This is a genomic window from Flavobacterium sp. 2755, from assembly GCF_031455715.1.
Classification (GTDB): Bacteria; Bacteroidota; Bacteroidia; order Flavobacteriales; family Flavobacteriaceae; genus Flavobacterium.
The window spans coordinates 684157-700229 of the sequence record NZ_JAVDTG010000003.1 but is presented as its reverse complement, the minus strand read 5'-3'; the positions used below and the strand labels follow the sequence as shown (position 1 = coordinate 700229).

Annotated in this window: 11 protein-coding genes; 6 read left to right on the top strand and 5 right to left on the bottom strand. The window is 37.9% G+C overall.

Annotated features, from left to right (window positions below):
- Positions 1-373 precede the first annotated feature (373 nt).
- The 4 genes from J2Y38_RS10435 to J2Y38_RS10420 all read left to right on the top strand — a co-directional run bounded on the left by J2Y38_RS10435 (position 374) and on the right by J2Y38_RS10420 (position 4044).
- Entirely contained in the window at positions 374-796 is a 423-nt protein-coding gene (locus tag J2Y38_RS10435) for a single-stranded DNA-binding protein (protein WP_309842040.1), read from the top strand.
- 35 nt (positions 797-831) lie between these two features.
- Positions 832-1893 carry a DUF932 domain-containing protein gene (locus J2Y38_RS10430; protein WP_309842039.1) on the top strand — a complete coding sequence of 354 codons (1062 nt, stop codon included), beginning with the start codon at positions 832-834 and terminating at the stop codon, positions 1891-1893.
- A 247-nt stretch (positions 1894-2140) separates the two neighbouring features.
- Positions 2141-3652 carry a MauE/DoxX family redox-associated membrane protein gene (locus tag J2Y38_RS10425; RefSeq protein WP_309842038.1) on the top strand — a complete coding sequence of 504 codons (1512 nt, stop codon included), beginning with the start codon at positions 2141-2143 and terminating at the stop codon, positions 3650-3652.
- 98 nt (positions 3653-3750) lie between these two features.
- Positions 3751-4044 carry a DUF6520 family protein gene (locus tag J2Y38_RS10420; RefSeq protein ID WP_309842036.1) on the top strand — a complete coding sequence of 98 codons (294 nt, stop codon included), beginning with the start codon at positions 3751-3753 and terminating at the stop codon, positions 4042-4044.
- A 70-nt stretch (positions 4045-4114) separates the two neighbouring features.
- Here the strand turns inward: J2Y38_RS10420 and J2Y38_RS10415 are convergent, their stop codons facing one another.
- Genes J2Y38_RS10415 through J2Y38_RS10405 form a run of 3 tightly spaced genes read right to left on the bottom strand, consistent with a single transcriptional unit; the run spans position 4115 to position 11203 of the window.
- Positions 4115-6775: a prolyl oligopeptidase family serine peptidase gene (locus J2Y38_RS10415; RefSeq protein ID WP_309842034.1), complete on the bottom strand. Its 2661-nt coding sequence runs from the start codon at positions 6773-6775 to the stop codon at positions 4115-4117.
- A gap of 11 nt (positions 6776-6786) precedes the next feature.
- Positions 6787-8169 (bottom strand): RagB/SusD family nutrient uptake outer membrane protein, encoded by a 1383-nt coding sequence (locus J2Y38_RS10410; RefSeq protein WP_309842032.1) that lies wholly within the window; start codon positions 8167-8169, stop codon positions 6787-6789.
- A gap of 10 nt (positions 8170-8179) precedes the next feature.
- Complete coding sequence (locus J2Y38_RS10405) at positions 8180-11203, bottom strand: SusC/RagA family TonB-linked outer membrane protein (RefSeq protein WP_309842030.1); 3024 nt, start codon at positions 11201-11203, stop codon at positions 8180-8182.
- Positions 11204-11736: 533 nt separating this feature from the next.
- Here J2Y38_RS10405 and J2Y38_RS10400 point away from each other — a divergent pair.
- Positions 11737-11985 (top strand): helix-turn-helix transcriptional regulator, encoded by a 249-nt coding sequence (locus tag J2Y38_RS10400; RefSeq protein ID WP_309842027.1) that lies wholly within the window; start codon positions 11737-11739, stop codon positions 11983-11985.
- Positions 11986-12501: 516 nt separating this feature from the next.
- Entirely contained in the window at positions 12502-13140 is a 639-nt protein-coding gene (locus tag J2Y38_RS10395) for a hypothetical protein (protein ID WP_309842026.1), read from the top strand.
- An 823-nt stretch (positions 13141-13963) separates the two neighbouring features.
- On the opposite strand, the gene J2Y38_RS10390 is transcribed toward J2Y38_RS10395, so the two are convergent.
- Positions 13964-14140: a histone H1 gene (locus J2Y38_RS10390; RefSeq protein ID WP_131424719.1), complete on the bottom strand. Its 177-nt coding sequence runs from the start codon at positions 14138-14140 to the stop codon at positions 13964-13966.
- Between the two features lie 79 nt (positions 14141-14219).
- A complete protein-coding gene (locus J2Y38_RS10385) occupies positions 14220-15917 on the bottom strand; it encodes an AraC family transcriptional regulator (protein WP_309842020.1) in 1698 nt (565 codons plus the stop codon).
- Between the last annotated feature and the right edge of the window lie 156 nt (positions 15918-16073).

Below are 16073 nucleotides of genomic sequence, written 5' to 3'. Positions count from 1 at the left end.
TCTTAGATTTCTTCTAAAATGTATAGTATATTCTATCATCTAAAATTTTAATGTGAGGTATGGCATGCTGTTTTCATTCGAAACGACTAAAAAGGGCAGCCAAGATAGCGCCAGTCGTATGCTGCATGCGCATAACAGACTCCGTTTCGCTTCGTCTGCCCTTCGGGACTTATAGCACTCCGCATCCCTTTGACTGCCGCTTGATCTGTGCTTTCTTTTTTTTCGTTTTTTCTTTTGAAAACAATTTTTTTAAAGGGCGGAGCGGGTGTTAAGGAAAGCAGTTCGGGCAGTAATTATTGATTTAGTCTTTCATTACACATCATTAATTATTGGTCAGCTGCCAATTATTTATTCACTATTAAATTTTAAGGTTATGGAAGTTACAGGAAGGGTTATTAGGGATTCTGCAGTCAGAAGAGCGGGAGAGAAAGAGGTTTTGAGCTTCACCATAGCGGTAAATGACCGCTACAAGGCAGCAGGAAGTTCAGAGTATACAGAAGTCTCAACATTTATTAACTGCTCCTACTGGATAAGCATGAAAGTGGGTCAGTGGATTAAGAAAGGGGCGGTAGTGCTTTTAAGCGGCAGGCTGGGCATGCATGTGTATATCAACAGCGAGGGAAATCCGATAGGCAGCATCGATTTTCATGTCGATAAAATTACTATTGCTGCTTTTGCAAAAAAAGACAGTGATAAGGCAGATACTGGGAAAAGCGCTGGAAAAACGCAGAAGGGAAACGACAGAACTGCTGTGAAGAATGGGAAAGATAAAGCTGGGGATGAGGTGCCTTTTTAACTGGACTGGATATTTAACTTTTAAAAATAGAAATCATGGCACATCATATTTATTTTAACGAAAAGAAAGGCAGACACAGCTTTTTTAGTGTGAAACAAAAACCGTGGCATAATCTTGGGCAGATAGTGGAGGAGTATCCGACAAGCGCAGAAGCAATAGCGTATGCAGGACTGGATTTTGAAGTGGAGAAAAGAAGGCTGTATACGCCTTCTGCTCCAATTGTAACTCAGGACTTTATTACTGCAGGCAGGCTTGATATTCCAGATTACTGCAGTACCGTGCGAACCGATAATGATACCGTACTGGGTGTGGTTGGGAAAGACTATCATATCGTACAGAACAGGGATGCCTTTTCTTTTTTTGACAGCATAGTAGGCGGTGATGGGATTTTATATGAAACCGCTGGCGCTTTGGGAAACGGCGAAAAAATCTTTATCACGGCAAAACTTCCGGACTATATCCGTGTGGGCAAGGATGACCTGATTGAAAAGTATCTTTTCCTGACTACATCACACGATGGAAGCGGAAGCATTACGGCAGCTTTTACACCAATCCGCATTGTATGTGCCAACACGCTTAATGCAGCCATGCAGTCTAAAACCAATATGGTGCGCATCCGTCATACCTCAAATGCAAAAGACCGATTGGAGCAGGCGCATAAAGTGATGGGGATTTCTGATACATTGTCCAGCAGTTTGGAAGCTGTTTTTAATTACTGGACTAAAACCCGCATTTCAGATCACGAAGTTAAAAAACTAATCCAGCATGCTATGGCACCAGGCAGGGAAGTGCTTAAAAAATTGCAGGAGGGAAGAAACGAGGAATTGTCAGCCTGTTTTAATAATATGGTAGATAATGCGTTTGAATACGCCATGAGCCATCCCACCCAGCAGACTAATACTACTAAAGGGACTGTGTTTGGGGCTTACAACTCCGTGACAGGATATTTTCAGAATGTGAGAAAATATAAAGATGAAGAGGCTAAACTTTCTTCCATCCTGATGGGAGGAACCGCACAGCTTAGAGGGCAGGCAGCATTTAATCTATGTCTTGATTTTGCTGTCAAGGGGTTTAGCTCCTATGTAGTGCAGAATTGATTTAGCTATACTTAAATTAATATACAGGCGGTTTGAGACTGCCTGTGTTTTTATGCCTGTCGCGCTGCAAATCTTGCGATTTACAGCGCGCTTTTTATTTGAGAACTATTTTATGAATAGCAGCCTGTTTATGAAAAGTTTATGCTTGATTTGGAAATACTGGTACTGAAATAACTGATTTACATTTGTTTATGATTCGACTGTTCAGAAATAATTACAGAGCTTCCTAATGTAAATGTTGAAAATCATGAAAACCAAAACCTCATGCAAGAAAATAATTGTCGAGATAATCTGTATCCTTTTTGTTTTACTGTTTGTCTATGCAGCTGTAAGCAAAATTCTGGAGTTTGAAAAATTTAGGGTTCAGCTCGGACAGTCTCCTCTGCTGAGTGTACATGCCGGATGGATATCCTGGTGCGTGATTGCCGGCGAACTTCTGACGGCGTCCCTTCTTTTCCTGCCAAGATTTAGAACCGCCGCTCTGCTTGTATCGCTTGGCATTATGGCTATGTTTTCGGCTTATATATTTATTATTTTGAATTTCAGTTCTTTTGTTCCCTGCAGCTGCGGAGGAATTTTAGAGAAAATGAGCTGGGATACCCATCTTGTTTTTAACCTCTTTTTTGTGGTTCTCGCTGCCCTGGGCGCAGTATTAAATATTCATTTGCAGGCGAATTTGCCCTATCGTATTGCAGTTCGTAAAACACTGCTGATGGAGGCGGGTATTGCCGCAGCGGGCATTTTTATTGTAGTGGCGCTGTATCTTACATCGGAGAAGATGATGCATCAAAACAATCCTTTTTTAAGAAGGTACCCACAGCATCCCATTGAGTTTGTCCATTCGGTGGATTTAAAACACAACTCTCATTACATTGCAGGTAGCTCAGTTAATAAAATATATCTCGGAAATTACGAATATCCGACCTATATACTTTCCATTGGACAAAATTTAAAAAGCAGAAAACTGGAGAAGATCCACTATGATGTGGATAAGTTTCCTTTTAAAATGATTACAGTTACAGTGAAGGGAGGTTACTTTTATTTGTCCGATGGTATTGTACCAGTTCTGTTAAGGGGTGATGTAAAGAGCTGGAAAGCCACAAAAGAGCTGCAGGGAATTCCCCATTTTACAAGTGCGGTTCCCATTGACACTGCAAAAGCGGTCTTCAGATCTAACAATTCAAAGAATCTGGCTAATGTGCTCGGCATTTTTAATTCAGATTCCGTACATAAAACAGCATATAAAAGGGAGTTGTTGCAAGCGCAGGGAGACGGTATTTTCGACACTGACGGTATCCTTTTATACAGCAGTGAAACAGGTAAAATCATTTACCTCTATTATTACCGCAACGAATTTTTTACTGCCGATAAAAATGGACGACTGCTTAGCCGTGGTCATACTATTGATACTATAAGTCGTGTAAAATTTAAAGTTTCAAAATTAGATAAGGGAAGACAATATACCATTTCCTCTCCCTCTCTTGTCGTAAATGCAAATGCCGCAGTATATAGAAATCTGCTTTTCGTGCATTCAACAGTTAAAGGCAGATATGAAAATGAAAAATTATGGCAGAAATCATTTATCATTGATGTTTATGATTTAAACACTAATACTTACCGATTTAGTTTTCCTCTTTATCATACGATAAGTAATGTACTGAATTCCTTCATTGTAGATAACAATAGGTTGTATGCCGTAATAGGTACCGATCTGGCAGTTTATCAGTTAAAAGATATTTTAAAGAAAGAGTTTAAATGAACCAATAGTAAAGCTATTAGTATACCGGCCGGTTTCAGGAAGAAGATCGAACACCTGTACAAAAAAGTAGATCAGACTATTAATTAAAATTTATTATTATGAAAACTTTATTTTTTAAAAATGTGATGCCTGCTGCCGCTGCAGTTCTGGCAATTGCTGGAGCTTTTGCGACGACATCGATGCAGGGTGCCGAAAAGAATAAAACTGCTGCAATACAGCAGGGATATTACCCGGATGCTGACGGAAAATGTACGCAGGGACCTGTAAACTGCTCGAATATTCTTAAAGCGCAGTTCTGTTTGTTGAATGTTAATTCAGGACCAATCGTGTATGAAACCGACGAAGAGGATAACTGTGTTATGCCGTTATATCGTATCGTGAATGGCCAGTAATTTTTTTTTACAGCAGGAGAATGCAGTTCCAGAGATGGAACTGCATTTTTATATGTCTTGTGCTGCTGGTTTATTGTGTACTCTCGGTTATCCAGCCGGACGGATAATCGTCATTTAAAAAATAGTTAAACCATTCCAAAATACGTACCGTAATATCTTTCTGGTTTTCGGGCTTTATCAGCACATGGCCTTCATCAGGATAGAGCACCATCATGCTTTTTTTCTCCAGTCTTCGTAGTGCCAGATACATTTCTTGGCTCTGGCGGACATCGACCTGCTGATCATTTTTTCCTGACCAGAGCAGGAGAGGCTTTTCAATTTTTGAAACATGTTGGATTGGAGAGTTAGCATTATAGTGTTCAGAATAACTGGCCGGTGATCCGCCCATGTTCCACATTTCTTTTTCAAAACGCCATATATTGGGATTGCCCTGCCTGCCGATTGTATGATAAAAACTTTCCAGGTCTGAGATGCCCCCGCCGGCTACAGAAGCGGTAAACAGAGGCGTCTGTGTGATAATAAATAAAGCTTCATATGCTCCGAAAGAGTGGCCGATAAGTCCGATTTTCTTTGGGTTTACAAGGTTTTTGCCAATTACTTTTTTAACTGCTGACGTGACACAGTCCAGTGCTGAAATTCCGGGTTTTTGATATTCTAATTTGATATCGGGCAGCAAAACAAAATAGCCGTTCAGGGTCATTAAAGAGGTATTGAAGCCGCCGCCGTTATACAAGGTTGGATTCTGATAAATATGAAGTTCATCCGCTTTTCCCTCATATATGTTTACAATCATCGGGTATTTTTTATCAGGATTGTAACCCGCGGGATACAGCAGCACACCTTTTAGATTATCCCCTTTCGAATTCTGAAATTCAATTAGTTCTGATTTTCCCCAGAAATATTTTTCCTGCTGGGGATTGCTCTTGAAAAAAGTTTTTTCAGCTTTGGAAGAGCAGTCTACGAATTTCAGGCTGGGGGACTGTTCAAATTTTTGCTCCCTGAAAATAATCTGCTGCTTTTTCTCTGAGAATTGAAACTGATCCAGATAAGCGTCCCTGTACACAAGTTCTTTTTCTCTGCCGGCTTTTTTCCATAAAAAGATTCCTGTTTTTTCATCGGATCCTTTTGCCCGCAGGAACAATGATTTATTAAGATCGAATGTTTCGAGAAGGGGACCATTGTAGATTACTTTTTGAACTCGGCTGTCAGGCTGAATGATGCGGTAGGTTATTTGTTTTTCCCTTCCTTTTGTTAATCGCTCAGCATTTTTCCCGTCGGGTGTAATACTCCAGATATCGTACTGATCATAAAGTATAATCTCTTTATCTTCCGTTGTCCATCCCGGATTGCCATATACCGATTCAGGGACAAGTTCCTGTTTTTTCCCTTTGAACCTGACACTAAGCCCGGCTGTAATATTAGTATGGGAATCCGCTGCAGGATCATAAACCCACCAGTTGTTTTCTTTAAAATAAGCAAAGTATTTTCCTGCCGGCGAGGGATTCAGCGCTTCAGTATCCCACAACTGTTTTTTCAGGAATATTTTTTTTTCAAATGTCTTTAAATTTAGGACATGAATGTCTCTGGGGCCTTCATATTCAAACTGGGGCTCATACTGTTTTGGATTTGACAGGTAGGCATAATGCAGGGCACCGTCCATCATAACAGCAGGCAGCTGCTCAGAGGTTATAACATTTGTATTTCCTGAAGAGGGATTCCATACCGCTGACCTTGATCGGGCCAGAATACCTTTCTGGAGTTTTTCAAGCGGATAGATCCATTTATCCTCAGTACTCCATACTTCAGCCTTTGGGTTTTTCTGTTCAGCAATCGAATGTATATTATTTTTAACGGCAAAATAAATGCTCTGACGGTCATCGGAAATTATAATTTTTCGCTGGATGTCGGGTATTACGGACCAGGTTTTGAAAAATAATGAATTTGTCTGACTGCTGAGCTGAAACACTTTATTGGTTACTATGTCGCAGTAGAAAAGTACATTTTGGACCGGATTTGTATGTTCCTTGATAAATGCAACAGCCATTCCATGTTTGTCCCAGACAGGAGAAGTGAATTTTTCAGAAGAGTTCTTTTCCAGCCAGCTGATTGAATCCGGGTTTTTAAAACTAATAAGGGCAGCCCCGTAACCTTCTGCAGACAAAATGGTATACCATAGTTTGTCCTGAGCCGGACTGAGGAGAAAGTCGACCGCACCAGATATCTTTTTTGTTTTGCCGGTCTCAAGCGACAGGATTTCAAGAAACTTAGTTTGGTTTTCTGTACCGCTGAGATAAATCAGCTGTGCCTGCTTGTCGCTGCAGGAATAGGATTTAACATCTTTAATTACTTTTTCTTTCCGTGTTTTTAAATCCAGTATATGAAGTTCCCCGTTGCTGATGCATATAAAAATATCCTGCATGAACCGGCCGTTTTCACCATTTGGAAAAGCAAATGAAGTTTTTTTTAAAATGCTGCGGACAAATAAAGTATCAGGGCCCTGTTCATATTCGATTTTAAAAGATGCCCACTTTGCATCGGGACTCATTTTTTGCAGGACGGCCTCTCCCCACAGGCTGTAGTCTTGAGGTGCCAGCATTTTTTTTTGCACTGCCTGTCCCCATAGGGGACAGACTACTAATGGCAAAATAAATAATATAAGTAAAAAAAAAGGACAATGCATACTGGAGAATTTTTCAACTCCACAGTGCTTCTTTATTATATTCAATAACATAATTTAAAATTTTAATAGCCCGCATTCTGGGGAGCCAGGTTTATATTCAGCGTTAATTCATTTTGAGGGATCGGCATTAAGTTATCAGTGGAATTCCAGCCCGGTTTAGCTCCTAATACATTGTCAAGCATTCCGGTACGTTTGAGATCAAAAAAACGGTGCCCAAGTTCTGTGAATAATTCATGTCTTCTTTCCATGAGCACCGCATTAATGATATCCTGCTGCAATATGGCCGGAGTATCATCCAGCCCGGCACGGTTTCTTACTTTATTGAGGTCTTGTTTCGCTCCGATTAGATCCCCTTGATATGCTCTGGCTTCCGCACGGATCAAGTACTGTTCAGCTGTCCTGAAAATAATAGAGTACTCTTTCGATACTGGTGTAGCATTATTTTCTTTGTATTTATAAGAATGATAAAAAACCAGGTTATTTTTCGATACAGTTTTTATCCATGCTGATCTGCGTAAATCCCCCGGCTCAAAAGAACCAACAAGACCCGCTGTAAGCGATACCTGCGGAGGCGGCACGGCGGTAAAAGTAAAATACGCTGCCTCGGCGGTATTTTTACCAACAGCTCCTGATTGCAGCTGCCATATCGTTTCGCGGGAGGCAAGCAGAAAGACTTTGTCGGGAGTTTCAAGACCATACGTCCCTTCCTGATTTAAAACTGCAGATGCCATGTTTGAGGCCGCTGCATAGGATCCAGCGTAGAGATAGATTCTGGATAACAGCGCTTGGGCAGTCGAAGCATTTGGACGCACACGATTCTGATCAAGATAAGGTATAGTAAGGAGTTTTATGGAGTTTTTCAGGTCAGTGGTTATTTTCTCGTAGCGCACAGCAGCAGAAGTCCTTACAGCGATACTGTTTTTTTTATAATCGGTATCTGTAACATAAGGAACATCGCCAAATAATTCTGCAAGGTAAAAATGGAGCAGTGCTCTGATGAAATACGCTTCACCCTGAAGCTGATTTTTCTGTCTGATGCTCAAATTTTCGGATTTTTGCGTACCTTCAAGGATCGCGTTTGCAGCATATATCTGATTATAGGATGCATTCCAAAAGACACTCACAGTAGTATTGGAAGGCAGCAGGGAATTTTTGTAAAAGTTCAGGCTGAAATTGTTCGGTGCTTCACTGCTGGCCAGTTCATCAGAATAATTTCCGAGAGTATTAGAGATCCCCTGGCCAGTGCCCGTTAAAATCCCTTTGTCCCTTATAGAAGAGTAAATATTAAGAAGTGCTGCTTCTGCAGTGTTATAGTCTTCAAACACAGCTGGTGCAGCAAGCTGTGATTTTGGCAGGTCCACTTCCAGAAACGATTCACATGAGGAAAGGACAAGAATCAGTGTATGTAACAAAACGTACAGTTTTATTTTAGATAATGGCTTCATAATAATTGGTTTAAAAAATTAACTGAATTCCGGCGGTCATTACTTTTAGGGGCGGCAGAAATCCATAACTGAGAAATTCGGGATCGCCGTCAGGATATTTTGTAAATGTTAACAAATTCTGCCCCTGAAGTATAATTTTAAGCTGGGTTTCTTTGAGGCTCAGCGGCAGATTATAGGTAAGAGAAATATTCTTAAGCCGGATAAAAGAGGCATCGGTAATTGACGCGGTGCTTTCGTCGAACAGATAACTGCCTGTAAGTGCATCATTGTTGTAACCTGTAGTGTAGATCTGATATGGAGCAGCATCTCCAGACTCTGCCCAGCTATTACGTATTCTTTGGTGCTGATTGGACATCGTTCCGGCAGGCCCCATAGGATAGGTCTTGTTTTTTTGTTTTACAAACTGAAACAGGAAATCCAATGAAATACGCTTGTATGTCAGCTGATTCTGAATTCCTCCATAGAATTTGGGGCTAAAGTCTGCCACTGTCTGTTTGTCTTCAGGAAAAGTAATTAAACCGTCTCCATTCCTGTCTTCAAATTCGTAAAGACCGGTCTGCGGGTTAACGCCTTTAAAATTGTACAACAGTTCAATATTAACCGGACTTCCTATTCTATAACTCTGGCTGTATGTTGATATTTCAAGATTTGGAAAAGAAACCAGCTTGTTTTTTGCAAAAGTAATATTGAGGTTTGTTATCCATGAAAATTCTATTCGTGCAAAATTGTTAGTCCGCAGGGTAAGTTCAAGACCGCTGTTTTGAACCACAGCGCCGAGATTGGCCTGTATGGATGTAAAACCTGTTGTTCCCGGCAGGGGCACACCCACAAGCTGATTGGATGACCTGTTTTGATACCAGGCTGCTGTTAAAAAAATACGATCCTGAAAAAAACCGAGTTCTGCAGCAGCTTCAAATTTTTTGTTTATTTCCCACCCAAAATCAGGATTAAACAGACGTGATGGACTAAGTCCTGCTGCGCCGTTATAAATTGTCCCAACAGCACTATAGGTGTCCAAAAACTGATAATCTCCAATTTGGTCGCTTCCGGTAGTACCATAACTTGATCTGAGCTTTCCGAAGCTGAGCCATGGACTGCCCTTTAAAAAACTCTCTTTATAAAAGAGCCATGCAAAACCCGCAGCTCCAAAATCAGCAAACTGATTTCCTGGTCCAAAACGGCTTGATCCGTCTCTTCTTGCTGTCAGGTTCAAAATGTAGCGCTGGTGCAGATTGTAATTTAAACGCCCGAAAAAAGCCTGATATTTATACTCAGTTTCATCGCTGGTCAGTATACGGATAACTCTTGCTGCGGCCAGATTATATATCAGGCTGTTTGAACTAAAACCAGTTGCTGATTGGACAGTGCGGCTGCTGTTCTGACTTTGAAAGGTTGACCCTAAGAGTATTTCCAGACTGTTTGCTCCTAAATCTTTTTGCCAGCTGATCTGCGGTTCGGCAATCCAGGAAGATCTGTCTGCGTTATTAAGGAAGAGTACAGAACTGGCGCTGGTTACATTTAACGAAGGATTGTAAATTGTAGAAGGTACAATGCGTGTTTCTTCGTTAAACAGCTTTGTGAATCCCAAATTAGTTTTAAATGCCAGTGTATTTGAAAGTTCATACGACAATATGGTATTTGCTGTCAGATCATTTGTTTTGGACTTAAATTCAGTATTTAGGTTTCTAAGCGGATTAGCCCAGCTTCCATTTTCCCAGTTTAATTCTCCATCAGCACTATAAAGTGCAGGAGCATTTGGAGGAAGCGATCTCGAATCGTAAGTTAAGTCGAAAGAAGGCTGATTATTGGACTGTACATTATATGCTGCTGAGAACGAGAATTTAAATTTTGAGTCTTGAGAAGTATGATTGATACTTATTTGACCGCCGCCTTTGCTGTATATAAAATCACCGGGAAAAACAGTAGATTGTGTATGATAAGATCCTCCTGCCAGAAACTGTGTGTTTTCAGAACCTCCAGATACCGCAGCATTTAAATCAGTAATCTGTGCTGTTCCTCCCAGAAATTCTTTCTGCCAGTCTGTATATCGATTTTGATCCCATGTTCCGTTGAGATCATAATCAAGAGGGCCGTAGTCCGATAGCCCATCATTTAGGAAAGCCTGCTTTCGCATATTCAGGTATTGTTCCGTATTCATCAGTTTTAGAAAACGTGTTACTGTTCCTGTTCCAGTTGAGGAATTAACACTGAATTTTGTCCTTCCCTGTTTTCCTTTTTTTGTAGTAATTAATACCACACCATTGGCTCCCCTTGAGCCGTATATAGAAGTTGCATCGGCATCTTTTAAGATTTCAATGCTTTCTATTGTGTCAGGATTAATTCCATTGAGCGGGCTGGACAGCGTCGGAAAAGAGGTGCCGGTCTGTCCCGAACCTATCGTTTCAGAAGAAAAGGGCACCCCGTCAATGATATACAGCGGTGCATTTCCGTCTGAACGAAGACTATTCTGTCCCCGAATTTTTATATCAAATCCGCCTCCAGGGACTCCTGTGCTTTGCGTAATACTGACTCCTGCCATCCGTCCCTGCATAGCGGCAAGTATATTGGTTACAGGCTGTGTTTCGATATCCTTAGAAGTGATGCGGGCAATGCTTCCTGTACGTTCACTTTCCTTGACGGAATAATAGCCGGCATTTACTTTTACCTCCTGAAGAGTAGTGGTATCAGGTTCCAGCTGAATATCAATTTTAGTCCTGTTGTTGACAGGGATGAATTTCTTTTTGAATCCAATAAAGGAGATAACGAGAGTGTCATTTGGAGTTGCCGTAAGGGAATAATGTCCATTGTAGTCTGAAATGGAAGTTTTTTGGGAATTGTTTTTTACAGCAATTGTCACACCTGGAATAGGAACAGTACCATCGGTTATGTTTCCCTGAACTTCATGCTGCTGTTTAGAAGATTTGAGTGACCGCTTTGAGTTATTAGCGAATGATGATGAAAAAGATAGCAGAATGCCCGTAAAAATTAGGCAATAAAGAACTTTTCCATCCTTGTAAAATGAAAAATAATTCATAATATTGGGATTGGTTAGTTAAATGTGATTTGATTAGCTCTATAGGCTCTCTATTAAGTTTGGCGACGAGGTAGAGGGCCATTTTTTGTGTATTAAGTAAAAAGCTTAATAGGTACAAAAGAAAATTATTTAATACACAGGCAATGATAGATTTAAAGGGTTCGACTTTTTGATGCGAAACTTTTAATAACAAGTGAAAGATTGCTTTGAATTTATTTGAATAACTATAATAAAAAAGGCGCAGTACTCAGCTTATCGTATCAAAGGCACTGGCGGCACCCTACCACAAATAAGTGAGCCCACGCCAAATAGACGTGAGCATCTTACTTATCCTCTCGTGGTATGTAAAACGCCAGTTTTTTGATACGAGATTCAAAGCGAATGCTTCAAATATTTTTATATGAAGAGACGCAAATTTAATAAATGATTATTTAATTTTTAGAAAAATTATCAAATCATAATCAAAGATATAAAATTTTATTTGTAATCCAAGTGGTTTACAGAATATTATGAAAAATTAACAAAATTGCAGTATGGCAGAATTGACTAAAGAAGATACTATACTACAAATAAAAATCGCAGAAAGAATTCAGTTTTTAAGATTAAAAACAGGACTTTCTCAAACAGATTTTGCCCAAAAAAACCATATCGATCGTCAGGTTGTTAATCGCTGGGAAAGTATAAAAAATAAAAGAGGTGTTACTATATATTCGATTCAAAGATTTTGTAAAATGATAGATATAACATTAAAAGATTTTTTTGATGATGAAAATTTTAATTAATGAAAAAGATGCTTTGGCATCTTTTTTTATTGGTTGAATTTATAAAAACACGTATTTATAGGGGTTCATTTTATTTACTAAAAAACTAATTTGCCATTTCAAGTGACAATTATGGAAAACCCTAAAAGCAACTCAATGCGATTTATAAGTTTGATGTTGAAAATTGGACAATGCTATAAAATCTCTAAAAATGTACGATACTAAGCCATTCCATGGCATGAATAAACCAGTTACCTCCAGTTTAATGATATAATGGATAAAAAAGAAATTCTTACTAGCACTGCCAAATCACTTTTTAGTTTAATCCCATATGCTGGAACTGCTTTAACAGAATTAGTATTTGACTACAACGGAAGAATTAAACAAAATCGACTAAATAAATTTATCGAAATTCTATCCGATGGCTTTATAAATCCCCGTGTTTATTAGGCATGACGTTAGGAAAATTAGGAAATATCGAAGCCTTGCCTACAACATGAGAAGTGAGTATATTTGTAATATTATAAATATTGATAAATGAATCGAAAAAATATGTTTTGGACTTACACAATATTAACTGGTTTATGCACCATTTTAGCTGTTGTTTTCGGAATATTAGCTAACTATACAGAAAAGGCAGAAAAGAATGAAGAGGCTACTCCACTACCCGTTACAAATACTACTTTTAATATTAAAGGAGATTATGTAAATAGGGATAAGAAAGCCGAAGACACTAGTAAAGATCCAAAAAATGACACTCCACCAACTCAGAATAATAGTGTAGTTTCCAAATCAACAGAAAAAAGTTTAAGTGTTAAAGAACCTTCTGTCAATAATGGCATAATTAATCAAGCTCCTAATTATGGTACTCAAAATGTAAATAACTATAATGAAAAGCAACCTCGCATATTAAATACAGAAGATATAAACAAAATAAAAACTATTCCGTTGGATTATAGAATAGACATAGAATTTATTATTAGTACTGAGGAATCTGTAAATTATGCACAAGAAATAATTTCAGAAATAAAAAAATCTGGATTTACAATTAACTCAGTAACAGCTATTGGTAACCAACAAAGAGGAATTCCCTATAAAAATGACGAAAGGTTTTTGATTTTAGACGTAGATAATAACGCAAAAACGTTGACGGTATTAATCAGAGAACAGAAATAAAACAGGTATTTATACCTAGTTTGTGTTATAAAGCTTTTGATATATTTGATTTGTGTTGCGCACAAAATTTAAAATATGAATCATATTAAATTTACTCACCATGCGCAAACACAAAAACAGAAACAAAGCTTTTAAAATTAACTTGAATATTTCTCTAAGATTCTTCTGGTTTCTCTTTTAAGTTGTAGTTATAGAGCAAGTAGAGATATTTGCTCTTTTTAATTTCTCCGCCCTGCCAATCCTAAATAAAAAAATCCACCGTAATAGGTGGATTTAATTTTTTTTGTTTTCTTTCCGGTGTAAAGTGGGTATACTTACCATCATTTAATTAGACAGACATCATAGGGAGATAAAAAAATGCCAATAAAAAATCTCATTGTTTTGACTAATACAAAACCAAAAGAAGAGTTTCAATATGTGTAGATTTTTGACTTTCAACGAGCTTCTTAGTTATGTAAATTGTTTTAAACCAATATTTTCGTATAACGAGACAAAGATTAATGCTTCTGAAATTAAAAATTTGGATATTGGAAGATCTGGAATTGTAAATAACGAGGGAGAGCAAACTTTTTATATTGATTTTAATTATAGTTCAGCACCTATTGATTCGCTAAAATTAGACATAGATTATTTTACTGAGGATGGCTATGTTTTTATCCAAGATATTATTGTTTGGAAAGAAAGGTAAATATGTAATGTCTCCTAGTCCAATTGATAAGAATAATAGTACAATTAAATAAATATTATTAAGCTTTCTAAAATGTATATAATAAAAAAGCCTTCCAGAAATTCTGAAAGGCTTAGTAAGTAAAGTAAGATTGAATTATTTTTTTGATTCCTCAATAGAAACTTTTCTAAACTCTTTTAAAAGTTTTTCGATCTCTAAAGAAGATTTGCGAGCTCTGGCTCCAGCAGCTTTAACTCCTTTTTCTGATAATGATTCAGATTCGGTTTTGAATGTTTCGATTTCAGCATTGATTTTTGCTATTAAATCTTTCATAAGTTTTTCTGTTTTTTAAGATTACGTGGCAAAAGTAAAAAGTTAAAAGTCATTTCCTAGTATTATTACAGATAAACAATTATACATTTTCTTTTTTCAGCTGAGCGATAAAGTAGGATGGTGAGAATCCCATTTTACTTAAAAATGCTTTTTTAAAGCGTTCAGTGGTGCTGAATCCGGCCTCCTTTGCCAGTGCTTCATAAGTGTAATGCTTGAATCTGGATTCTGTCTGTATCAGATTGATAATATAATCGATACGAAGTCCGTTTATATATTCGTTAATGCCTTTTGATCTGTAATGTTCCAGGATATTGGAGACATACTTGGGATTTGTGTTAAAAGCTGAAGACAGGCTGCTGAGATTCCAGTCTTTTTCCAGGAATTTTTTATCCCTTTCAAAATTTTCAAACTGTTTTAAAAGTACAGCAGCCGTTTCTGAATTTATATTTTGTATGGGAACTTTTTCCGTTTTTGTCTTTGGCTTGTTTTTATTGGTCTGCTGTTCTTCAATATGCAGCTGATAGTTCTTTTTATATTCTTTTCTAATTTTCTGATAATGATAAGTCACTGCAAGGATTGCAATAAACATTAGTAAAATAATGCCTGCAAAAATCCAGTCATAATACTTCTCCCAGAGCAGTTCTGCAGTCATTTTTTCATTTTCCATTTTAATTCTTTCCTTTTCCAGAAGAAGTTCCCTGGTATCATACTGTTTATGGATTTTTCCAACAATGTATTTATTGGTTTCGGTCAGCAGCGTGTCCGCTTTAAGAAGCTGATCAATATAGTAGAGCTGCTTATGTAAATCTTTTTTTGTTTTATAATAACTGATCATTAATTCAAAGGCCTGTCTTAAATCCGGTCTCAGAATCTTTCTCTCATTGAAGATTTTATCCACCAGCTGGAAATAAGGCAGCGCTTTTTCTTTCTGATGCAGCGACCAGTAGCTTTTGCCTATATAAAAATATCCGACTTCTTCATTGGCCGAGTCATTGTTTTCCTTTATGGCTTCAATCGAAGATGCTATATTTTTGATGGATGTTCCGAAATTCTTCTTAAAATATTCATTGATGCCTTCTGAATGAATAAAATAAGGAATCATTTCTTCAATTTGCAGTCTTTTACTTTCCGAGATTCCAAGCTTGTTGATTTCAGAACACCGGCCGTAATTTCCCAGTTTGTTATAACAGAGCCCAAGTGAGTGCAGCGAATTTAGATATGGCCTGGCGTGCTGGTCTTTGTAATAAGCGATACACTCCTGCAGCAGTGAGACAGCCTCATCGTAAAACCCGATATAAAATTTTGTCTGGGCAATGCTGTATTTTACCTTATGAATTAAGTATTGATTTGTGGTCTTTGAGATATAGCTGTTTGCGATAAGATAGTTATCCATTGCCTGATCCTGGATCCTTTGTCCATAATAGACGATTCCCTTAGTAAGGTAAGAACTGCCGATCAGTTCATTATCATTTGATTTTTTAGCGGTATAAATCATGCTGTCCGCATATATAATACGCATGTTCTGTTGAGACAAATGCAGCAGGTTTTGATAACCGTTAATAATTTCTTTCCAGTTCTGTTCTGATTTGGCTTTATGAAGAAAAGCATATGCATATACTGATGCACTAACGCTGTCCTTTCTGAGATCATAGATTTTATCATCCAGATATTCATAACTTTTTTTCTTTAATGAATCCGGAATCTTTAAATTGTTTTTCTGGGCAGAGGCTGAAGAAAGAAACAGCAGAAATAATAAAAGTAAATTTTTTCTATTCATCGGTCGGGCAGTAAGGAAGTTTAAACTGGGACAATGTTGAACTTCTAATTTAAAGCTGTATGAATTATTTTACTTTAAATTAATATAAAAATAACATAAACGATTGAATTATAGGTGATTGTTGGTTAAAAAAGCACTGTGGATTTCCCGCAAATC

Excerpts from the sequence above, each read along its gene's own strand:
- J2Y38_RS10435 (WP_309842040.1), top strand. The coding sequence starts at position 374 with ATGGAAGTTACAGGAAGGGTTATTAGGGATTCTGCAGTCAGAAGAGCG.
- J2Y38_RS10430 (WP_309842039.1), top strand. The coding sequence starts at position 832 with ATGGCACATCATATTTATTTTAACGAAAAGAAAGGCAGACACAGCTTT.
- J2Y38_RS10425 (WP_309842038.1), top strand. The coding sequence starts at position 2,141 with ATGAAAACCAAAACCTCATGCAAGAAAATAATTGTCGAGATAATCTGT.
- J2Y38_RS10420 (WP_309842036.1), top strand. The coding sequence starts at position 3,751 with ATGAAAACTTTATTTTTTAAAAATGTGATGCCTGCTGCCGCTGCAGTT.
- J2Y38_RS10415 (WP_309842034.1), bottom strand. The coding sequence starts at position 6,775 with ATGTTATTGAATATAATAAAGAAGCACTGTGGAGTTGAAAAATTCTCC.
- J2Y38_RS10410 (WP_309842032.1), bottom strand. The coding sequence starts at position 8,169 with ATGAAGCCATTATCTAAAATAAAACTGTACGTTTTGTTACATACACTG.
- J2Y38_RS10405 (WP_309842030.1), bottom strand. The coding sequence starts at position 11,203 with ATGAATTATTTTTCATTTTACAAGGATGGAAAAGTTCTTTATTGCCTA.
- J2Y38_RS10400 (WP_309842027.1), top strand. The coding sequence starts at position 11,737 with ATGGCAGAATTGACTAAAGAAGATACTATACTACAAATAAAAATCGCA.
- J2Y38_RS10395 (WP_309842026.1), top strand. The coding sequence starts at position 12,502 with ATGAATCGAAAAAATATGTTTTGGACTTACACAATATTAACTGGTTTA.
- J2Y38_RS10390 (WP_131424719.1), bottom strand. The coding sequence starts at position 14,140 with ATGAAAGATTTAATAGCAAAAATCAATGCTGAAATCGAAACATTCAAA.
- J2Y38_RS10385 (WP_309842020.1), bottom strand. The coding sequence starts at position 15,917 with ATGAATAGAAAAAATTTACTTTTATTATTTCTGCTGTTTCTTTCTTCA.